This window comes from Selenomonas sp. FC4001, assembly GCF_000701565.1.
GTDB lineage: Bacteria > Bacillota > Negativicutes > Selenomonadales > Selenomonadaceae > Selenomonas_A > Selenomonas_A ruminantium_B.
Genome location: NZ_KL370793.1, coordinates 630,266 through 650,733 on the forward strand (window position 1 = coordinate 630,266; position 20,468 = coordinate 650,733).

Here is a 20,468-nt window from a genome sequence, read left to right on the forward strand (position 1 = left end):
TACTTCCTTATTTTAGTCAATCTTCAAAATCGCCATGAAGGCTTCCTGCGGCACTTCCACCGAACCAACGGCTTTCATGCGCTTCTTGCCTTCCTTCTGTTTTTCGAGCAGTTTGCGCTTACGGGAAATATCACCGCCATAGCACTTAGCGAGAACGTCCTTGCGCCGTGCCCGCACGTTTTCACGCGCGATGACCTTGGAGCCAATCGCCGCCTGAATGGGAATCTCAAACATCTGCTGCGGAATGATTTCCTTGAGCTTGGACGCCAGCTGACGGCCACGGCTCTGGGCTCTATCCTTATGCACAATCGTTGAAAGGGCATCCACCGGGTCGCCGTTTAAGAGGATATCCACCTTCACGAGCTTCGACTCCTGATAATCTGCCAGCTCGTAATCCAAGGACGCATACCCCTTGGTCGCCGATTTCAGGCGGTCAAAGTAGTCAAAGATGATTTCGTTAAGCGGAATATGATAAGTAATCATGACGCGGTTGGTATCGAGGTAGTCCATATTCTTGAACACGCCCCGCTTGTCCTGCGAAATTTCCATAACCGCGCCGACAAAATCATTGGGCACAATCACGGTCGCTTTAACAAACGGTTCCTCGATATGCTCAATCTCCGTCTGCGGCGGCAGTTCTGCCGGATTGCTGACATTGAGCACAGTACCATCTGTCTTAAACACATGGTAGATAACCGAAGGCGCCGTCGTGATAAGTTTTAAGTGATACTCACGCTCCAAGCGCTCCTGAATAACATCCATATGCAGCAGGCCCAAGAAGCCGCAGCGGAAACCAAAGCCCAAAGCCACAGAAGTTTCCGGCTCAAAGACCAGGGCCGCATCATTAATCTGCATCTTTTCGAGAGCGTCCTTGAGGTTGTCGTAATCAGCGCTTTCCACCGGATACAGGCCGCAGTAGACCATCGGCGTTACACCGCGATAACCCGGCAGAGGCTCTGCCGCAGGCCTGTCGGCAAAGGTGATGGTATCGCCGACCCGCACATCGCGAACGTCCTTTAAGGAACCGGCCACAAAGCCAACTTCGCCCATATTGAGCTCGCCGACATCCACTGGCTGCGGCTTAAAGCAGCCCACATCCGTGACTTCAAAAGTCTTGCCCGTAGCCATCATCTTGAGACGCATGCCCTTCTTGATTTTGCCCTGCTTTACGCGCACATGGGCGATAACGCCCTTGTAGGAATCGAAGAAAGAGTCAAAGATAAGCGCCTGCAGCGGCGCATCCTCATCCCCTTCCGGTGCCGGAATGCGCTCCACGATGGCATCGAGGATTTCTTCAATGCCGATACCAGTCTTGGCCGAAGCCAACACCGCATCCGTGGCATCCAAACCAATAGTATTTTCAATTTCCTCTTTCACTCGGTCTGGGTCGGCACTGGGCAAGTCAATCTTATTGATAACCGGCACGATTTCCAAATCATTTTCGAGCGCCATATAGACGTTCGCAAGCGTCTGTGCCTCAACCCCCTGTGCGGCATCTACCACGAGCAGAGCCCCTTCGCAGGCGGCCAGACTGCGGGAAACCTCATAGGTAAAATCCACATGGCCCGGGGTGTCGATGAGATTGAGCTGATACATCTCCCCATCCTTGCCCTTGTAGTCGAGGCGCACAGTCTGCGCCTTAATCGTAATGCCGCGCTCACGCTCCAAGTCCATGCTGTCGAGGACCTGGGCTTCCATCTCACGCTGCGTCAGCGTTCCCGTATATTCAATCAATCGGTCCGCAATGGTCGATTTGCCATGGTCGATATGTGCGATAATCGAGAAATTGCGAATATGCTTGTTCTGCATTGTCATTTTCCTTTCGAAAGTTCTATCCATATAAATGACATTATACCCCATCTGCCCCCTCTCCTGCAATAAATATACTTTCCTTTTCCAAAAAACTATTGCATTTTGAAAAAGGGCGTGCTAAAATAGCTAGGTAACGAATCAATTGAGGGGGGTGAACTACTTGCCGAATATTAAAGCATCTATTCTTAGTGTAAAATCTGACGCTAAGCGCCGTGCGAAGAACGCTGCTGAGAAGTCCCGTGTACGCACTGCTTCCCGTCGTGTTCTCGACGCTGTTGAGGCTGGAAACGTTGATGAAGCGAAATCCCTCCTCACGGCTGCTTGCAAGACTATCGACATGGCTGCTGCTAACCACGTGTTCCACAAGAACTGCGCAGCTCGCAAAAAGTCCCGTCTGGCTCGCAAAGTGAATGCACTCGCTAAGTAATTCTCAGAATGAGATAGAAAAGAACCGTCCTTCGGGGCGGTTTTTTTGTTTATCCCTTCTTTTTCTCTTTCATTTGAAATACCTGTAGATTATGATATACTTTATGTAGAAAACATACAGGGGATGATTTTATGCATGTTCGCCATAGCAAGTTACTGAGCCTTGTCAATCAGCACAACCGCATTGCGGTGACGGATTTGGCCAAGGCGTTGGACGTTTCCGAGGTCACCATCCGCAAGGATTTGAATCTGCTGGAAAAAAAGGGCTTATTGCGCCGGGAACACGGTTATGCCCGGCTTACCACCAGTGATGATATCGGCAACCACCTTTCCTTTAACTACGAAGTGAAACTGCGCATTGCCCGCCGGGCAGCAGAGAGCGTCCATAACGGGGAAACCATCATGATTGAATCCGGCAGCTGCTGCGCCCTGCTGGCAGAAGAAATCGCGGCTAACCGCCGGGATGTTACCATCATCACCAACTCCGCCTTTATCGCCGACTACATCCGCAAATATCCCAATGTGCGGGTGATTCTTTTGGGTGGCGAATATCAGAAGGAATCACAGGTTATGGTTGGCCCTATGATTCGCAGCTGCGTCCGGGATTTCTATGTGAGCAAGTTCTTCGTGGGCATTGACGGTGTGGATAATCTTGGCTTTATGTCCAATGATTTGATGCGCGCCGAAGCCGCCCGCGTTATGGCTGAACGGGCAGAACAGACCATCATCCTCACCGAGTCCGCCAAATTCAAGGTTCACGGTACGGTAATGCTGCTCCCTTACGCGAATGTCTCTGCCCTCTTTACCGATGACCTGGCCGCAAGCAATACCTTGAGCAACTTACACGAGCAGGGCATTCACGTTTATCCGGTAGGCAGCAAATAAACTGCATAAGCAAAAAATAAGGTTTGAAAGCACGTTTGGCTTTCAAACCTTATTTTTATTCCAAATCCCGTTTATTCATTTCCTGTAGAAGTTCAATAGCCCCACGGCCCATGCCCGTTTCCCGGGCAGTCTCCTCTACGGAATAACCGCTCCGCAGCAAGGCTTTAGCCTTAGCTGCATTGGGAGAAATCGCCTTTTCCGGCTTACGCTGTGGCTCTTCTGGTTCCGGCTGTTTTTCTTCCGGCTCTTCCTCCGGCACAATGGGTTCCGGCATATCCTCCGGACGGCGGTTCATCGCTTCAGCCAGACCTGCGGCCTGCTGCGCATTGATTGCCGGTTCCGCACTTTCTTCCCGGTCCAGAGAATTCTGCAGCACCGTAGCAAAATCCTGCGAGTCCACACGCTGTAAAGGAGCCTGCGCCTGCATCTGCTGAGGCATATTCTGGGTCATGTTCATCACAGGCACAACCGGCTGATGTGGTACCAAAGGAACAGACTGATAAGCCGCAAGTTCAGCAATCGTCTTGCGGGCTTCGGTGAGCTCGCGATTCAGTGCCGCAGAGCGTTCTTCCATCTCGCCTGCCAGCCGCTTGTATTCGTTTAGGCCTGCTTCGAGCCGTACATTGCGCTCATCGGCCTGCCGCAGAAGGTTCTCCAAATGCTGGATATGATTGCCCATACGGGCGATAACGGCATCGGCAGAGCGGGTCAGTTCCGCCTTGAGCTGTTCTGTTGACTCACGCAGTTCTTCTGTGTCCACGCCTTTCTGCCGCTGGGAGATAAAACGCACCACCAGGACCAACAGTGCCCCTGCGATAATGAGAAATCCTAATATTTCTGGAACCATAGGCTAAAAATAACACCATCCTCAAAAATTTTCTATTTTATTATACGCTATTTACAGGCTAATGTCTAATAGCTGTCCCCGTGATGGGTCTGTTGCCATCTTCACCGCTGGCTGCTCTTCCATTTCTTCTGGTGCCGTTCCTCCGGCACTGCGTCCTTTTCCCCCCTTGCCGCCGCGATTGCGCTGGCGTTCCGGGTCATCCTTTATGCGTCCATCTTCGAGATTTTCTTTTTCCCGCACCTGCTTTTGTTTCAGCTGGTCCTCCCGCTTCTGCTCTACCGCCTGATAATCCGCCTGCAGGGCATTGGCTTGATTGAGATTATGCTGTACCTGCCCGGCATCTGTGGCCCGTGGCACTATCATCTGCATACTCATGGGACTGACATCCATGCTATTCCCTTCTTTCCTGCTTGCTGATACAAACTTGAGGGCATCTAAAAGATGCCCTCCTTGTTTTTCTTAGTATGTGCCGATATCAATACGCTCGTCTTTCACCGTGAGCAGACAGCGCCGGATGCTGCTCTGCACGTTCATAATCACCGAATTGATGGTGATGCGGACACCGGGATAAACCGTATCCGCCACGCGAATCTTGCCATCCTTCATGCGGCCCATAGCTTCTTCCAAACTCTGTATTTCCTTTTCGGCCCGCTTGATTTTCCCTGCTAGTGGGAATTGTGAGCGGGTCAGGACATTAATCTGGTCTATGCGCTGCTGCGGCAGACGGCTCACATCAATCTTACTCAGAGTATTGAGCATTTGCGTAATCTGTTTAAGCCTGCCCCGGTCTTCCTTGCACTCCCGGCAAATTTCAATATAACGCTGCTGTACCGTGGGGTCAACACCTACGGCCATGCGCGTCACTACAGCGGCAGCATTGCCTACCATCTTGCAGCGAATTTCTTCCCCGGCAGCGACACTGCCGCCTGTGATAATCCCTCGGCGTTCCTCAACGTACACCCGGTTGCCCGCCCGCACGTTGGAATGAAGGATAGCATCTACGATGCTGACGTCCCGGCCGGCTTCGATATTGGCGTTCTCTGCGAACTGGGCCTGCACATCCTCAACGGCTTTGACAACGCCCCGGTTCTGCCCGTTGATACCGCCCTTGATCATCACATTGCGTCCATAGACTTCGGCGCCATTTACCATGCCGCCAATCTCAATATCGCCCGTAGCCTTGACCACAAAACCAGCTTCCACATTTCCCTTGATGGAAACACTCCCTGTAAAGTCAATATTGCCGGTTCCGGTACCTACGCTCGAACGAATATCCAGATGGGGGTCAATGTCTATCTTGCGGGTGGAATCCACAATCTGCCCGTCAATCATGGCATAGAGCTCATTTTCATTGCGGACTTCGGTATTCTTCCCCTGTGGCATAGGAATCGGACGCCCTGTACGGGCCGGCACATCGAGTCCAAAGATGTTCTTTCCGGGCGTGCCTTCCGTCTGAGGAATTCGCACCGCCAGCAGGTCACCCTTTTTGACTAGTACAAAAAGTCCCATGTCCTTATAATCGGCTCGATTGAATTCATCAATCTTCGGCCTGTTTTTCTGCGACAGGTCAAACTTGCGCTCAATGCGGGCATTCTCCCCATGCTGTACCTGTTTGCCCTCAGCTGCCACAAAGGGGGTCAGGCTGGTCACCCCGTTTTTGATGGTCTCTTCGTTAATCCCGTAGACCACCCCTTTTTCTTCCAAAGCAGCCTTAATATCCTCTACTTGCGGCAGTTTCGTACCTTTGCTGGTATCGTAACGCACTGTAGCAATCATCTGATCCCGGCTGATGTCAATTATGATACCAGCCAATTCCTCGTTTTCTGTATCCGCTTCTGTCTCCGGTGCATTTTCCTGGGAGCTAAACTCCTCTTCTTCCTCCGGCATCACTTCCACGAATTCGTCTGCCAGCTTGCGGCGCTCACCCGCAGCTTCACGGATAATCTTGGACAGTTCGATAACATCGTAGTCGATAACACCATTATCCTGTAAAGTCTGCCTCACATCCGAAAGCTCAAAAAGCATCTCCGTGCCATCACTGGGATATACCGTCACGAAAACGCCATCCTGAAGGAATTCAAGCAGATAACCTGCGTCTGGACCGCCGACTGCTGGGCGTAAAGTCTGGTCATCCATGATGTGTCCCCCTTAGGCTATTCTATACTAAGCTTGCCTTCATCCGAGCCAAATATCCTCGCATACGGAAAATCGCTTTCGTATGCAGCTGGGAAATCCTGGCTTCCGATAGGTTAAGGATTAAGCTGATTTCTTTCAAAGTCAATTCTTCGTAGTAGTACAGCGCCACTACCTTTTTTTCTTTTTCTGGCAGGCGCTCAATGGCTGCTGCCAAAGTCTGCCTGAGCTCCTCCCGCTCCATGCGGTCAGAAGGTCCCGGCTCACCTGTGAGCGGCGAATCTGCCCGCAAATAATCGTCCAGAGGGATGACCGTAGCCACACTTATCTGCCCCTCCAGAGCCTGCAATTCCTTCAGCGAAAGCGAGAGTTCCTCCGCCAATTCTTCATCCGTAGCAGGTCTGCCCAAACGATTTTCCAAATCATAGACCGCCTGCTCATAGCGCCGGATACGCTGACGTATAGCCACAGGCAGCCAGTCCTTGGCTCTGAGATAATCCAGCATAGCCCCGCGAATGCGGATGCCTGCATAAGTTTCAAACTTGTTCTTGCGCTCGATATCATAGCGGTCAATGGCATCCAACAGGCCAAAGAAACCACTCGACAGCAAATCATCCCTATCCACGTGGGATGGCAGGCTGATGGCGAGCCGCCCGGCAACCAGCCTGACCAAAGGCAAATAGAATTCAGCCAGCTGGTTGCGCAGCTCTACACTCTTACTTTTCAGATAATCTTGCCACAGGGAAGCGACATCAACAGCCGGCGTATCATTTGTAAATTCAAAAGACTCCACCGAACGCCCTCCTCCCATCAACATCTAAGTTCCAAGTTAGGTAAATTTAGCAAAATACGAACTCATTGCGGCGAATCCATACGCGTCAGTTCCTCACTGCTCAAAGGCTCGAACTGCGCGGGTTCACCTGTTTCTGCTGGTTCCGCTTCATCTGCCTCCGGCTGCTCCCCTTCGGCGGCCTCATCATCAGCCGCCGAAGGTTCCGCTCCTTCTACCTCTGCCAATGCCTCTTCGTCCTTTGCCTCAATGAAATCGTCAAAGTCCATGATATCATTGGCAGCCAGAATTCTCAGCACCATGTAGACAATCAAGCCGGCGCTAACAAAACCAACTATGCTGCGAAAAAACACCGTTATAAGCCGCGCATCGCTTGATAGTCCCGTAATCACGATCACCACGGCGGCGATAAAAGCGAAAACCACTGCCACATATAATTTAGCCAAAATCTTTTCACCTGCAAATCTAGTCTAATAATTAAATCTCTTTTTCGCCTTTATCGATAGTCTTTACCTTATACACACCAGTATTCAAGTCGATGGACACCGTGCGGCCATAAGTTCCGCCAGTATCTTCGGCAATGATTTTAATTCCCTGGTCCTTTAGAATCTTCTTGGCTGCCTCCGCATTGCGGCTGCCGACACGCATGATATCGGTAGCATTCTGGAAGGCGAACATCTGCGCTCCGCCGGCGATTTTAGCCACCAGGCGGGTTTTCACCGCGCCCAGAGCCAATACATCCTTGAGCATCAGCGGTAATCCTGTATCCGCAAATTTTGCCGGATTGTCCGTAGGACGAGCCTGCGTACTATCGGGAAGCATGATATGCAGGAGCCCGCCGACTTTCGTCTGCGGGTCATACAGGGAGATCCCGATGCAAGACCCAAGACCATAGCTGATGATTGTTGACGGAGCAGAACCAACTTTATAGTCGGCCATACCGACTCGGATAAGATCTGCCATATCACTCAACTCCTACAGCTTTTATAATCGTCTCCAACGAACCCGGGTCGGGAACCAGGAAGAACTGGCCATTGATGCCATCATCCTCTGAGAGGAATTCCGTTTCAATAACCAAAGCCTGGTCACCCATCTGGCCCAGCTGGGCCAGAACCACATTCAAAAGCGCGCCTGCCATATCCATAGCCAAAGCCGGGATAGAGGGCAGCATGGTAATCTTCGTAAAGGTAAAGAAGGCATTGAGATACGCACCAGACAGGATGTTGCCGATTTCCATCAAGGCCGATTCATCCATGAAGTCCAGACTGTTGGTCTGCCCATGGGGTTTGCCCATCAGCGTATCCACCAGATAAAACGCCGACTTCTGAGGAAGCAGGAACAAGATGTTACTGGGAGCCTTGCCATAAACACGAAGGAAAATACCCACTACTACAGCATCGGGGCCGCCCACCAAATCCGGCACCATTTCCAAAGGCACCAGTGCCACCTTGGGCACATTCATATCAATTCTCCGGTTGATGACCTGGGACAGGGCCGTAGCCGAGTTCCCGGCACCAACGTTACCAATCTCGCGTAATGCATCCAGCTGATTGGCGGAAAGGTTTAATTCTTCGGTCATAGTCGACACCTCATTTTTACTTTACTTCCCATCGCCAGTTGCACCAATAATCTCTTCCAGATTCAGCATGATGATAAGTCTGCCATCCACATTGCCGATACCGTTGAGGAAACGGGAACCGCTGCGGTCATTGGTAGCCTTCTTTGTATCCACTGTCTTGCTGCCAATGGTAAGCACTTCCGTCACCGCATCCACCAGCATACCTACATGCAGTTCATCAATCGTCACCGTTACAATGCGGGTATTTTCCGTATAGGGAGTTTCTGCCAGCCCCAGACGCTTTTTCAGGTCGATAACCGGCAGTACCGAACCACGCAGGTTGATAACGCCTTTGATAAAGTCCGCTGCAAAGGGAACGCGAGTGATATCCGTCATGTTGCGGATTTCCTGCACATTCAGAATGCTGACACCATATTCTTCATCACGTAGCTTAAAGGCTACGACCTGCACTTCATCATTCTGTTTGGTTTCTTCGTTTGCCATGGTTACTGCCTCCTTACTGCTGCATCATCGTAGCCACATCGAGAATCAAAGCCACACGGCCATCGCCGAGGACCGTAGCACCGGAGAACATCTTGAGTCCGGTGAAGAGGTTGCCCAGGGTCTTGATTACGATTTCCTGCTGTCCGATAAGGTTGTCCACTACGATACCTGCTTTGGCTTCGCCAGCATGAACAACTACGACGAAAATCTCATCCGAATCCTTCACATGAGGTATCTGCAGGGTTTCTTCCATGCGGATAATCGGAATAATCTCACCGCGCAGAACGATAACTTCACGGTTGCGTACCGTCTTGATGTCCGTGGGCTGAATGTTGATGGTGCTGTCGATGGAGCCCAGCGGAATTGCATAAATTTCTTCCTGAACCTTAACCAGCATGGCCTGAATGATAGCCAGGGTCAGCGGCAGTTTAATCTTGAATACCGAACCTTCGTCAATCTTGGTTTCTACGTCAACGTGGCCGGACAGGGATTCAATCTTGCTGCGTACAACGTCCATACCTACGCCGCGGCCGGAGATATCGGTAATCTGCTCAGCCGTAGAGAAGCCCGGCAGGAAAATCAGACGAACAGCATCGGCATCATCGAGCTTATCCGCATCTTCCTGCGAAATCATGCCCTTTTCAACAGCCTTTTTGCGAATCTTGCTGGCGTCGATACCTTTACCATCATCTGTAACCATGATGACGACGTTATTGCCTTCATGGCGGGCGATAAGTCCGACTTCACCAGTACGGGGTTTGCCCTTAGCTTCACGTTCATCCGGATGTTCAACACCATGGTCGAGGGAGTTACGCAGCAGGTGCATGATCGGATCGCCGATTTCATCGATAACGGTACGGTCAAGTTCTGTTTCCTCACCTTCGATGGTCAGGTTTATCTCTTTATTCAGTTCCTTGGATACGTCACGCACCATGCGGGGGAAACGGTTAAATACCGCACTTACCGGCACCATGCGGACCTTCATTACAATGTTTTGCAGGTCCGTAGTTACTCGGTCCATCTGCTCCAGCGTTTCTGTGAGTTCGCTTAAGCGGTGAGCCTGGCCAATCTGCTCCAGACGGACCTTATTGATAACCAGCTCGCCCATAAGGTTCATAAGCGTATCCAGCTTGTCGATATCTACACGTACCGACTGGCTCTGATGGCCCTTCTTCTGCGCCGCTGCGGCTGGTTTTGCTGCAGGCTTGGCGGCCGGCTTCGGTGCAGCTGGTTTCGGTGCTGCGGCAGCCGGTGCAGGAGCAGGTGGTGCCGCTGCCGGTGCAGGCGCTGCGGCTGGTGCTGCGGCAGCCGGTTTATCGGGGTCAACCACTTCCACGACAATCTTATCGATTTCTGAAATGGTGCTCAGGGAATCTTCTACAGCCTTCTTGTCAGCTCCCGTAACCATCAGAATGTCAAAGCTGTGCTCAAATTTTTCCTGTTCCAAATCCTCGGCAGGCGGGATGGATTTAATCACATCACCCAGCTCATCCAAAGCATTCATAACCATGTAGGAACGGGCCGACTTCAGCAGGCAGGTTTCCGACAGGGTTACCTGAATGTGAACGCCAACCATGCCGCCGGACTTGGCCTGACGAAGCATATCTTTATCCGTATCGGTAAGTTCAATGCCGATGCCAGCATCTGCTGGTGCCGGTGCAGCCTCTGCAGCAGGTGCCGAAGCGGCAGGTGCTGCCGGTGCAGCGGCTGGAGCCGGTTCGCCCTTGGAAATGGAGCTGAGTTTTGCCACCAAATCGCTGACATCCACCACATCTTCCGAATCACCATTTGCTACACTGTCAATCATCTGCTCCAGAGAGTCCAGACATTTGAACAGAGTATCGATAATATCTTCATCCAGTTTCAGCTGTTCCTTGCGGATAAGGTCCAGCACGTCTTCCATTTCGTGGGTAAGTTCGGCAATCTTATTATATCCCATGGTTGCCGACATGCCCTTAAGTGTATGGGCGTTACGGAAAATATCATTTACTACCGAAATCTCTTCTGGATTTTCCTCCAAGCTTAAAAGGCCTTCGTTCAAGGACTGCAAATGCTCATGAGATTCATCCAAAAACATATCCATATACTGATTGGTATCCATTTGTATTCCCCCTATATCCTTTTATCTCTTTACAGCCTCGACAATAGCCTGGGCTATGTTTTCCACGGGTTTGATTTCATCAGCCAGCCCTGCATCCACTACGGCTTTTGGCATACCGTAAACTACGCATGTGGGCTCATCCTGAGCAATGCTGTAGCCGCCTGCTGCCTTGATTTTCTTCATTCCCTCACAGCCATCACAGCCCATGCCGGTCATGATTACCGCCACCAGATTTTTGCCAATGCCAGCGACGGAATCGTACATGACATTTACTGCAGGGCGATGATTTCCCACTGGGGGGTCCTGCCCCAAGATAATCTTGCGGCTGCTGCCCTCCTCCTTCACGCGCAGGTGATGACTGCCCGGAGCTATATATACATGCCCCGGCTGGATTACATCTCCGTCTTCCGCTTCCTTCACGGACACCTGCGATATGGTATCCAATCGGTCAGCCAAAGCCTTGGTGAATCCTGCCGGCATATGCTGTACCACGACTACACCGCAGGGCAGGTTTCCCGGCAGGCGGGTTATCACCTGCTGCAATGCCTGCGGCCCGCCAGTTGATGTCCCAATCGCCACCAGTTTCTTCGCGCCATTGCCTGCGCTGGTCATCGTCACAGGTGTTACCTTGCTGGACGCCGGTGGCTGAGGCTTGCCTCTGGCCTGCAGGAAGGGATTCGCACGTCTGATGCCGAAGCCGCTGCCTGAATTTTGTGACGAAGCTATGGATGCCGCGCCGGGAAGTTTCAAGCCTTGCCGTACAGGCAACTCCACCCGCTTCATCACCGGCGGCCCGGACGATGGACTCGGTGTGTTCATCTGCGACAGCTTCTTTTGCGGTGCATACGGCATTTTTCGCACCCTGGCCTTAGCCGCATTGCGGCATTTTTCCAGGAGCTCATCTTCAATGGTATCCAGCTTGGATATACTGCCGCCAGCTTTGCTGATAAAATCCACCGCTCCCAGACTCAGTGCCCTCACAGTAGCTTCCGTTCCCTGCTGGGTCAGGCTGCTCAGCATCACCACCGGGGTAGGCTGCCTTTCCATGATAACTGCCAAGGCGTTGAGTCCGTCCATAACCGGCATATTCACATCCATGGTCACCAAATCCGGACTGAGCTCTAAAACCTTGTTAATGGCCTCCTTGCCGTTTATCGCCGCGCCTGCCACTTCAAAATCCGGCTGCTTATTGAAAAAATCCGTTAATATCTTGCGCATGAAAGCAGAGTCATCAGCGATCAAGACTCGAATCATCCCGCTCACCTCTTTTACATCCGGCTTAAAAATCCCTTACACTTTTCTATACGAATTGTCTTATACCCTTATTCTTTGAACCCTTTGGCAATGTTGGCCCGCTGTACGCTAAACAGATAGCGGACCAGCTTATTGACTGTGCTCCGGGGCAAATGCAGAAAGGCCGCCCCCACATGATAGACGATGGATTCATCCGACCGCTCTACAGGCGAACAACGCACAATACGGCACATGACATCGATAATCCCTACGCCGGGAATCCCATTAAGTTCCAGCACCGCCTTGGTTTCGGGTTCGACCTCATGCGGAAAGGCCAGACAGATTCCACTGCCGCTCAAATCCACCACGGGTACGTTTTCGCTATCATGGATAGTCCCATCCTCATCCACCAAGCTCACCGTGGCTTTGAGATTCACTTTTACCCGCACGAATTCGCGATTCTGGAAACGCTCCATTTCGCTGGGCCTGTCCACATACCAGACAGGGATTCGGCCATCCTTGTAGCCTTTTCCCTGATACACCGTGAAAAAACGGAAACGGCAGTGGTCGCCAACGGCTACACCATACAATTTTTCATGGTCCTTGGGGATGATTGGTACCCCCTGCCGAGTCATGGGCATAGCCACTTCCAGCGTATCCTCGGTCATGTCCTCAATGCGGCTGGCATAACGGGTTTCATCAGCCTCTACATAAAACTCGACCCGCTGGCCAATCTTTAAGTATTCTTTTGCCTTTACTAATTCGCCCGTCATAATCAAGTTCCTCCATGTTTAATGCGCAAAATTAAATATTTGTCGCAAAAATCCCTTCCAGCCGCGCTTAACTTTCATTTTACTGCCAAAAAGCAGGCTGTTTGCCAATCCTTGAATGCAGCGGGAAGCCACGGCTCCCGGCTGAGCAGCCAAAAACGGCTGTTGCTGGCGCACTGACCTCATCACTGCACTATCTTCAAAAACATACCCCAGACAATCTATGGGCATATTCAAAAAACGAGTGGATGTCTGCTGCAGCTTGGCTACCACCTCACGGCTTTCTGCTTCATCGTATACGCGGTTCACCAATAGCTTGATGTTCTTACTGGCAGCATACATACTGTAAGCCTTCAGGACTGCATACGCATCCGTCAGGGCCGTAGGTTCAGGTGTGGTCACCAACAATACTTCATCGGCTGCCAGAATGAAATCCATTACATTCCGGCCCAGCCCTGCACCGGTATCAATGAGGATGATGTCTGCCATCTGCCCGCAGGCTGTAAGCTTCTGCATCAGCCGTTGGCGTTCCTCATAGGTGAAATCCGCTGCTTTTTCAATGCCGGAGCCGCCGGAGATGTAGCGGACACCATAAGGGCCGTCTATCATCACATCCTGCAGCTTTGTATCCTTCTCCAAGAGATTCAGTAAATGTTTCTTTGACATGCTGCCCAGTACCACATCCACATTGGCCATGCCCAGGTCAGCATCAATCACCAGTACCCTTTGTCCAGCCTGCCTTAAAGCAATCGCCAGATTCACCGTAATGTTGGTCTTGCCCACGCCGCCTTTGCCACTGGTTACGGCAATTACCCGTGGGCCAAGCGTTGACAGGGTTGGTGCATCGGGCACAACTGACATCTTTACTTCGTATTCACTTTTATCCACTAATTGACGCAGTCTTGCTGCCTGATCACCCATATCATTCCCTCAACAGTAATGCGGCCAGTTTATCAGCAGTAGCAGGTACAATATCATCCGGAACGCTCTGCCCGTTAGTCATAAAGGACAGCGATATATCCTTGTCGGCCAGCAGGTTGACAATCATGCCCAGACTGCTGGTTTCGTCGGTCTTGGTAAAGATAACCCGCCCCGGTTCACAAACGGAAAACTTCTGCAAGATGTCTTCCACATCACGGTTCTTCGTGGTAGCACTCATAACCAAATGCTTCTCAATTCGTGAATCCACCGCCAGGAAATCCTGCAATTCCTTCATCTGATATTCATTGTGCTGGCTGCGGCCTGCTGTATCAATCAAAATCAAATCCTTATCCCGGTGCTTGTGAATAGCCACCTTCAATTCATCTGGAGAATACACGATTTCCAGAGGCAGGCCAATAATATCGGAATACGTCTTGAGCTGCTCCACTGCAGAAATGCGGTAAGTATCGGCAGTAATCAGAGCGGCCCGGATATTCTTCTCCAGGACGAAGCGGGCAGCAATCTTAGCCAAGGTCGTGGTCTTGCCCACACCAGTAGCACCGATAAGGGCCACGATGCGCACACCGTGCTTATTGAGCTTGATGCCTTCGGCAAAATTCATCTTGCCTTCCAGATAACCGGCTACCACTTCCGGAGCCCTTTTGTCCAAAGAGTCCATCAGCATATCCCCGGCGGCCGTCTTGGCAGCCATATCCTTCAGAATATCTTCATCGACTTCCTGACGGCGCAAAGCCTCCTGCAGGGACACTTCATCCTGCGGCTGATCCTTGCTCATCACCTGGGTCAAAAGGGTCTTCATCTGCGCCAGTTCCGCTTCGAGCTTCTGAATCTTTTCTGCATCCTCAGGATTTGAGGCAATCATCACAGGCTGCACGACGGACTGCACATCATTTACGCCATTGGGATTCACTTCTTCATCTTCCTTTGCTGCTACATTTGCTTGGGTTGCTTCTTCGATTGTTTCTGTGGTCAGTACCCTGGGAGCCTTGGGCTGCGCCATCGGTTTATCGGGTATCAGCGGCTGAAAATCCGGTGCTGCAATAGGCGCTTCTGCCATGCGTACGCCGGTTTCTGTGCCATTCGTCTTGTACTGGGACAAAACCGTGTGCGGCATCGGCGCTGCCTTGGACAGGACATCAAAATTGCCTCCCGTGGCAGGCTGGCGCTCTGACTCAGTATGCAAACTGCGTCTTGGCCGGCTCTTTGCAGGACTTTCCGGGGCATTTTCTTCGATGGCGGCCGTAACCTCCACCACTTCTTTGCCCTTATAGCCCATAAAACCGCCCTCACGGTATTTCTTCGTATGCAAAATGACTGCATCACGGCCCAATTCTTCTTTAACTTGCTCCATGGCTTCCTTCATAGAAGGAGCCTTAACTACTTTTATCTGCAACTTAAATCTTCACCACCCCAAGAATTTGAATCTCTACGCTCTGCTCAATTTCCGCATGGGACAGGATAATAAGCCCCGGTACGGAACGTTCCACCAATTTGCGGAAATACAGGCGTACAGCTGGGCTGGTCAGCACGATTGGCTGATAGCCCATATTGGTAAGTTTCGGCAGCTCTTCATTGAGTGCCGTAACCAGTTTTTGCATGGAATCCGGGTCGATGCTGACGTAGGAGCCGTGCTCCGTACGCTGTACACCGCCCGCAATGCGGTTTTCCAAAGCCGGGTCCAGCGTGATGCAGGGGAGCGTCCCATTCTGTACATTCTGCTGGGTGATATGACGGGCCATGGCATGACGAACATACTCGGTAAGTATCTCCGTATCCTTCGTTGCCCGCCCGTAATCGGCCAGCACCTCCAAAATGGTGCTCATATCGCGAATGGAAATGCGCTCCCGCAGGAGATTGGCCAGTACCTTCTGAATCTCGCCCACGTTGAGCAGGTCGGGAACAACCTCGTCCACCAATGCCTGATTGGATTTCTTGAGGTTGTCGATAAGGTTCTGGGTTTCCTGACGGCCGAGGATTTCATCTGCATGCTGTTTGATGACCTCGGTGAGATGGGTGGCGAGAACCGACACCGCATCTACTACTGTATAACCATTTAATTCTGCCTGCTCACGCTCGTTTTCCGGAATCCATAAAGCAGGCAGGCCAAAGGCCGGCTCTGTGGTTTCAATGCCCGGCACTTCTTCAAAGACCGTGCCGGAGTTCATAGCCAGATAATGGTCAAGCATTAGCTCGCCCTTAGCAATCTCAATGCCTTTCAGCTTAATGATATAGGCATTTGGTTTTATCTGGATATTATCGCGAATGCGGATGGTGGGCACCACAAGGCCCAATTCCAGCGCACACTGACGGCGAATCATGACGATACGGTCCAGCAGGTCACCGCCCTGCCCCGTATCCACCAAGGGAATCAGCGAATAGCCAATTTCCAGTTCCATGGGGTCCACCTGCAGGAGAGAAACAATATTCTCCGGCGTGGTGGCCTTGCGTTTTTCCTGTACCTTCTTTTCCTCCTGCTGCACTTCCGTCTTGACTTCGGTCTGCTGCTGCAGAAGTCTGCCAATAAGGAAACAGAACATGGACAACGCAAAGAACGGAATCCCCGGAAGCCCTGGTACCAGCGAGAAGAAAATCAGCACGCCGCCCAGGATATAGAAGATGCGGTCATTGTGGAAAAGCTGTCCCACAATGTCGCTGCCCAGATTGCCTTCCGCACCGGCACGGGTAACGATAAGGCCCGTAGCCGTGGAAATCAAAAGGGCCGGAATCTGGCTGACCAGACCTTCACCGACGGTCAGCAGTGTATAAGTCTGCAGTGCCTGAATAGCCTCCATGTTGCGCTGCATCATGCCGATGACAAAACCACCGGCAATATTTATCAGCATAATGATGATAGCGGCAATGGCATCCCCTTTGACGAACTTGGAAGCACCGTCCATAGCGCCGAAGAAATCTGCTTCATGCTGGATTTTCTCACGGCGGATTTTGGCTTCCGCATCCGTGATGGCGCCCTGATTAAGGTCGGCATCAATGGACATCTGCTTACCAGGCATAGCATCCAAGGTGAAACGGGCCGATACTTCAGCTACACGTTCCGAACCTTTGGTGATAACGATAAAGTTAACGGCTACCAGAATGACGAACATGATAAACCCGACAACGGGATTACCACCGACAACGAAGTTACCGAATGCAGTAATAACTTCCCCAGCGTAGCCATCCAAAAGAATCAAGCGGGTAGAAGAAATATTCAACGCCAGCCGGAACAAAGTGGTAATCAAAAGCAGGGACGGGAAAATGGATAAATCCAAAGCTTCCTTGTTGTAGATTACCGACATAACCAGCAGCAACGCTATGGTGATATTCAGACAGATCAGCATATCCAGCAGCAGCGTCGGCAGCGGTATAATCATCATGACAACGATGGTGACGATAGCAACCGCTATCATAACATCGCTGTATTTTTGAATGAAACTGCCCTTGCCGAATACGGTATTGGGGGCAGCTGCCTGTTGTGCAGCCATAGTGCTTCTCCTTCAACTTTATTTATGCCCGACGGCGGCGGTTGTTTTTCAGACGGTATACATAAGCCAGAACCTCGGCCACAGCCTGATACAGTTCCGCAGGAACAATGTCTCCTACATCTACTGCAGCGTAGAGAGCACGGGCCAGTGGTTTATTCTCCACTATAGGTACCCGGTTATCCCTGGCTAAATCCTTAATGCGCTGCGCCACCAAATCCTGCCCCTTGGCCACCACCAACGGCGCCACCATGCCTTTTTCATATTTCAAAGCCACGGCGAAGTGGGTCGGGTTGGTCACGATAACATCTGCCTTCGGCACTTCCTGCATCATACGGGACATAGCCATCTGGCGCTGTTTCTGTTTGATTTTGCCCTTAATCTGCGGGTCACCTTCAGACTGCTTCATTTCATCCTTGACTTCCTGCTTGGACATTTTGAGGTCCTGCGTAGTCTGCCATTTCTGATAGGCATAATCGATAAAACCGACAATCATGATGACGCCAATGACCTCAAAGGCCATACTAAAAATTATATCAGAAATCTGCGCTAAACTGGTAGGCAAATCAAAATAAATAAACTGAGGCATCTCCATCAAGTGGTCCGACAAAAAATCATAAAGAAAAAAACCAATAATTGCAATCTTCATCAAAGACTTGAAGAGTTCCATCAAGGAGCGTTTGGAAAAGATACGCCCAAAACCATTGATGGGATTAAGCTTGTCCAGCTTGAATTCAATGGCCTCTGTATTGAAATTCAATCCGACCTGAAACAGGTTTATTGCCAAGCCAATCATCATTATCGCCAACATAATGGGCAACGCCGTCTGTGCCAGCAGTTCAATGATACCGATAAAGATGCGCACCACACTCTCTGTATCCACCGTCTGATTGAGATGGGAAAATACATAGGTCGTGTAAGCTGCTATCTTATGATAGATAAACTCCCAGAGCATCTTGATGATAAAGAAACCCATGAGCAGCACAAAGGCTGCACTCATATCTGTACTGCGGCCTACCTGCCCTTTTTTACGGGCATCATCGCGTTTTTTCTGCGTTGGTTCTTCCGTCTTATCGTCGCCAGCAAAAAGCTGCAAGTCAAAGACAAAGGAATTTCTATTGCAAGGCCTCCAACGCAATGGTAATGTTTCCATACATTTCATTGAACAACACATCCAGAAACAAGACGTAGAAAGGCAGCACCATGGTCAGAATCAACATTCCCACAGTCAGCTGCATCGGAATGCCCACCACGAAGATATTCATTTGGGGCATTGTTCGCGCCAATATTCCCAGACCAACATTGGTCAGCAAAATGGCAAAGGTTACGGGCATAGCAATTTTCATGCCGGTAAAAAAAATTCCTGTCGTAAAGCGCGCAATAATCAGCGGCAATGACAGATCCGGATTGGCTCCTAGGATAGGCACCAGCTTAAAGCTCTCAAACAGAGCCGAAATAATCATGTGATGGCCGTTGGTCACCACAAAGACAATAATGGCCAAATTATAAAGAAAACTTCCGATAAGCGGCATTTGCTGACCGGAAGTCGGATCCATTACGTTTACAACGGCAAAGCCAGCCTGCATATCCATAACCTTGCCGGCCATGGTGATGGCAGCAAAGGAAATATACGCCACAAACCCGATAAGCCAGCCTACAAAGAGTTCGCTAAGCATTGCTCCTGCATACCCAAGAATGGTAGCTGGAGCAGCCACGCCCTGAAAATTATCCACTACGGGAAAAAGTACCAGCGCAAAGGCAAAGGAAGCCGCCGCCCGAAAATATACTGGTATATTCATACTGCCAAAGAAAGGCGAAATCACAAATATACCACTAACCCGAGTAAGCAGGAGCAAAAACACAGCCGCATGACCTTGCAGAAGTTCATAAAAGTCCATAGACTGCTCCTTTAGCCAATGTAGCCAGGCAAATTAACCAAAATGTTGGTCAGATACTCCGTCATAATCCGCAGCATCCAAGGGCCAAAAATAAGAATTGCCACAAACACAGCGATAATCTTAGGAATAAATGCCAAGGTCTGTTCCTGAATGGAAGTCGTTGCCTGAAAGACACTGACCATCAGACCTACAATGAGCCCCAGCCCCAACATGGGAGCTGCAACAATCATTACGATGAACAGGGCTTCCTGCCCCAGCTGTACAACTAAATCACCAGACATACGCACCCGCTCCTTCCGCCTTGCCCCAAGGCAACGCTATTTGAAACTGACAATCAGCGACTTTATCAGCAGATGCCAGCCGTCAACCATAACGAAGAGCAAAATCTTGAACGGCAAGGATATCATTACCGGTGGCAGCATCATCATGCCCATGGACATCAAGGTACTGGCCACAATCATATCAATGACGATAAAGGGCACATAAATCATAAAACCGATCTGGAAGGCCGTCTTTAACTCACTGATAACAAAAGCGGGAATCAAGGTAAAGGTCGAGACATCATCCTGTGTTTCCGGGCGTTCATCATCAGCCAAATTCACGAACAACGCCAAATCGGATTCACGGGTCTGCTTGAACATAAACTCTCGAATCGGTGCCACCACATTGGTAATGGCCTCCTCCTGGGTTATCTGCCCAGCCATATAAGGCTGAATGCCGTTTTCATTGGCCTGACTCCAATAAGGAGACATAATATAAAAGGTCAAAAACAGCGATAAAGCGATAACCACCTGATTCGGCGGCACATTCTGGGTAGACAATGCATTACGCAAAAAGCCGATAACTACCACAATACGCACAAAGGATGTGGTCATTATGAGGATGCCCGGTGCCAAAGACAAGATGGTCAGGAGCGCCATCACCTGCAGCGTCACCGCTACATCCTGGGGCTTATTTGACGAGCCCACATCGACATTTACCGAGGGTATAAGCGGTGCAGCTAAAGCAGCGTCCTGTGCCATAAACAGCAAGAGGGCTATTCCTCCTAGCATGATAAAGACATTTCGGCGGTTCAACTGCCCACAACTCC

Annotated in this window: 21 protein-coding genes; 2 read left to right on the top strand and 19 right to left on the bottom strand. The window is 50.8% G+C overall.

Annotated features, from left to right (window positions below; translation table 11 throughout):
- Positions 1 to 12 precede the first annotated feature (12 nt).
- On the bottom strand, positions 13 to 1,809 hold the full coding sequence (gene lepA, locus T320_RS12645; RefSeq protein WP_037356685.1) for a translation elongation factor 4: 1,797 nt from the start codon (positions 1,807 to 1,809) through the stop codon (positions 13 to 15).
- Between the two features lie 163 nt (positions 1,810 to 1,972).
- Between lepA and rpsT the strand changes: the two genes are divergently transcribed.
- Both rpsT and T320_RS12655 read left to right on the top strand, forming a co-directional pair.
- Positions 1,973 to 2,239, top strand: coding sequence for a 30S ribosomal protein S20 (rpsT, locus tag T320_RS12650; RefSeq protein WP_026761325.1), 267 nt, complete (start codon positions 1,973 to 1,975; stop codon positions 2,237 to 2,239).
- Between the two features lie 131 nt (positions 2,240 to 2,370).
- Positions 2,371 to 3,123, top strand: a complete 753-nt coding sequence (locus tag T320_RS12655) for a DeoR/GlpR family DNA-binding transcription regulator (protein ID WP_037356401.1) — start codon at positions 2,371 to 2,373, stop codon at positions 3,121 to 3,123.
- Between the two features lie 55 nt (positions 3,124 to 3,178).
- Here T320_RS12655 and T320_RS12660 read toward each other — a convergent pair whose 3' ends face one another.
- The 18 genes from T320_RS12660 to fliP form a co-directional block, all read right to left on the bottom strand.
- The gene (locus tag T320_RS12660; RefSeq protein ID WP_037356404.1) at positions 3,179 to 3,970 is read right to left on the bottom strand and encodes a hypothetical protein; all 792 of its coding nucleotides are present in this window, start codon (positions 3,968 to 3,970) and stop codon (positions 3,179 to 3,181) included.
- Positions 3,971 to 4,021: 51 nt separating this feature from the next.
- Positions 4,022 to 4,339, bottom strand: a complete 318-nt coding sequence (locus T320_RS12665; protein ID WP_231465903.1) for a hypothetical protein — start codon at positions 4,337 to 4,339, stop codon at positions 4,022 to 4,024.
- A 90-nt stretch (positions 4,340 to 4,429) separates the two neighbouring features.
- Positions 4,430 to 6,106: a DUF342 domain-containing protein gene (locus T320_RS12670; RefSeq protein ID WP_037356410.1), complete on the bottom strand. Its 1,677-nt coding sequence runs from the start codon at positions 6,104 to 6,106 to the stop codon at positions 4,430 to 4,432.
- A gap of 22 nt (positions 6,107 to 6,128) precedes the next feature.
- Positions 6,129 to 6,896: a FliA/WhiG family RNA polymerase sigma factor gene (locus T320_RS12675; protein WP_026761329.1), complete on the bottom strand. Its 768-nt coding sequence runs from the start codon at positions 6,894 to 6,896 to the stop codon at positions 6,129 to 6,131.
- 62 nt (positions 6,897 to 6,958) lie between these two features.
- Positions 6,959 to 7,339 (bottom strand): hypothetical protein, encoded by a 381-nt coding sequence (locus tag T320_RS12680; protein ID WP_051608793.1) that lies wholly within the window; start codon positions 7,337 to 7,339, stop codon positions 6,959 to 6,961.
- Positions 7,340 to 7,370: 31 nt separating this feature from the next.
- Positions 7,371 to 7,856 (bottom strand): chemotaxis protein CheD, encoded by a 486-nt coding sequence (locus T320_RS12685; RefSeq protein WP_026761330.1) that lies wholly within the window; start codon positions 7,854 to 7,856, stop codon positions 7,371 to 7,373.
- A gap of 1 nt (position 7,857) precedes the next feature.
- Positions 7,858 to 8,472, bottom strand: a complete 615-nt coding sequence (locus tag T320_RS12690; protein WP_026761331.1) for a chemotaxis protein CheC — start codon at positions 8,470 to 8,472, stop codon at positions 7,858 to 7,860.
- Between the two features lie 21 nt (positions 8,473 to 8,493).
- The gene (locus T320_RS12695; protein ID WP_026761332.1) at positions 8,494 to 8,955 is read right to left on the bottom strand and encodes a chemotaxis protein CheW; all 462 of its coding nucleotides are present in this window, start codon (positions 8,953 to 8,955) and stop codon (positions 8,494 to 8,496) included.
- 13 nt (positions 8,956 to 8,968) lie between these two features.
- Entirely contained in the window at positions 8,969 to 11,056 is a 2,088-nt protein-coding gene (locus tag T320_RS12700; protein ID WP_037356413.1) for a chemotaxis protein CheA, read from the bottom strand.
- A 21-nt stretch (positions 11,057 to 11,077) separates the two neighbouring features.
- Complete coding sequence (locus T320_RS12705) at positions 11,078 to 12,310, bottom strand: protein-glutamate methylesterase/protein-glutamine glutaminase (protein WP_037356416.1); 1,233 nt, start codon at positions 12,308 to 12,310, stop codon at positions 11,078 to 11,080.
- A 68-nt stretch (positions 12,311 to 12,378) separates the two neighbouring features.
- Entirely contained in the window at positions 12,379 to 13,062 is a 684-nt protein-coding gene (locus tag T320_RS12710; RefSeq protein ID WP_026761335.1) for a flagellar brake protein, read from the bottom strand.
- Between the two features lie 18 nt (positions 13,063 to 13,080).
- The gene (locus tag T320_RS12715) at positions 13,081 to 13,980 is read right to left on the bottom strand and encodes a MinD/ParA family protein (protein WP_026761336.1); all 900 of its coding nucleotides are present in this window, start codon (positions 13,978 to 13,980) and stop codon (positions 13,081 to 13,083) included.
- Between the two features lies 1 nt (position 13,981).
- Positions 13,982 to 15,394, bottom strand: a complete 1,413-nt coding sequence (gene flhF / locus T320_RS12720; protein ID WP_037356420.1) for a flagellar biosynthesis protein FlhF — start codon at positions 15,392 to 15,394, stop codon at positions 13,982 to 13,984.
- Position 15,395: 1 nt separating this feature from the next.
- The gene (gene flhA / locus T320_RS12725; protein ID WP_026761338.1) at positions 15,396 to 17,483 is read right to left on the bottom strand and encodes a flagellar biosynthesis protein FlhA; all 2,088 of its coding nucleotides are present in this window, start codon (positions 17,481 to 17,483) and stop codon (positions 15,396 to 15,398) included.
- Positions 17,484 to 17,505: 22 nt separating this feature from the next.
- The gene (gene flhB, locus T320_RS12730) at positions 17,506 to 18,633 is read right to left on the bottom strand and encodes a flagellar biosynthesis protein FlhB (protein WP_037356691.1); all 1,128 of its coding nucleotides are present in this window, start codon (positions 18,631 to 18,633) and stop codon (positions 17,506 to 17,508) included.
- Complete coding sequence (fliR, locus tag T320_RS12735) at positions 18,596 to 19,378, bottom strand: flagellar biosynthetic protein FliR (RefSeq protein ID WP_026761340.1); 783 nt, start codon at positions 19,376 to 19,378, stop codon at positions 18,596 to 18,598. Before fliR ends, flhB begins: the two co-directional genes overlap by 38 nt.
- A gap of 11 nt (positions 19,379 to 19,389) precedes the next feature.
- A complete protein-coding gene (fliQ, locus tag T320_RS12740) occupies positions 19,390 to 19,659 on the bottom strand; it encodes a flagellar biosynthesis protein FliQ (protein ID WP_014423704.1) in 270 nt (89 codons plus the stop codon).
- Positions 19,660 to 19,695: 36 nt separating this feature from the next.
- Positions 19,696 to 20,430, bottom strand: a complete 735-nt coding sequence (gene fliP, locus T320_RS12745; RefSeq protein WP_037356694.1) for a flagellar type III secretion system pore protein FliP — start codon at positions 20,428 to 20,430, stop codon at positions 19,696 to 19,698.
- Positions 20,431 to 20,468: the final 38 nt, after the last annotated feature.

Coding starts and splice junctions, on each gene's coding strand:
- T320_RS12655 (WP_037356401.1), top strand. CDS start 2,371: ATGCATGTTCGCCATAGCAAGTTACTGAGCCTTGTCAATCAGCACAAC.
- T320_RS12715 (WP_026761336.1), bottom strand. CDS start 13,980: ATGGGTGATCAGGCAGCAAGACTGCGTCAATTAGTGGATAAAAGTGAA.
- T320_RS12695 (WP_026761332.1), bottom strand. CDS start 8,955: ATGGCAAACGAAGAAACCAAACAGAATGATGAAGTGCAGGTCGTAGCC.
- fliQ (WP_014423704.1), bottom strand. CDS start 19,659: ATGTCTGGTGATTTAGTTGTACAGCTGGGGCAGGAAGCCCTGTTCATC.
- T320_RS12670 (WP_037356410.1), bottom strand. CDS start 6,106: ATGGATGACCAGACTTTACGCCCAGCAGTCGGCGGTCCAGACGCAGGT.
- T320_RS12705 (WP_037356416.1), bottom strand. CDS start 12,310: ATGATTCGAGTCTTGATCGCTGATGACTCTGCTTTCATGCGCAAGATA.
- T320_RS12710 (WP_026761335.1), bottom strand. CDS start 13,062: ATGACGGGCGAATTAGTAAAGGCAAAAGAATACTTAAAGATTGGCCAG.
- T320_RS12660 (WP_037356404.1), bottom strand. CDS start 3,970: ATGGTTCCAGAAATATTAGGATTTCTCATTATCGCAGGGGCACTGTTG.
- flhA (WP_026761338.1), bottom strand. CDS start 17,483: ATGGCTGCACAACAGGCAGCTGCCCCCAATACCGTATTCGGCAAGGGC.
- flhB (WP_037356691.1), bottom strand. CDS start 18,633: ATGGAAACATTACCATTGCGTTGGAGGCCTTGCAATAGAAATTCCTTT.
- T320_RS12685 (WP_026761330.1), bottom strand. CDS start 7,856: ATGGCAGATCTTATCCGAGTCGGTATGGCCGACTATAAAGTTGGTTCT.
- T320_RS12665 (WP_231465903.1), bottom strand. CDS start 4,339: ATGCAGATGATAGTGCCACGGGCCACAGATGCCGGGCAGGTACAGCAT.
- T320_RS12690 (WP_026761331.1), bottom strand. CDS start 8,472: ATGACCGAAGAATTAAACCTTTCCGCCAATCAGCTGGATGCATTACGC.
- T320_RS12700 (WP_037356413.1), bottom strand. CDS start 11,056: ATGGATACCAATCAGTATATGGATATGTTTTTGGATGAATCTCATGAG.
- fliP (WP_037356694.1), bottom strand. CDS start 20,430: ATGCTAGGAGGAATAGCCCTCTTGCTGTTTATGGCACAGGACGCTGCT.
- fliR (WP_026761340.1), bottom strand. CDS start 19,378: ATGGACTTTTATGAACTTCTGCAAGGTCATGCGGCTGTGTTTTTGCTC.
- lepA (WP_037356685.1), bottom strand. CDS start 1,809: ATGCAGAACAAGCATATTCGCAATTTCTCGATTATCGCACATATCGAC.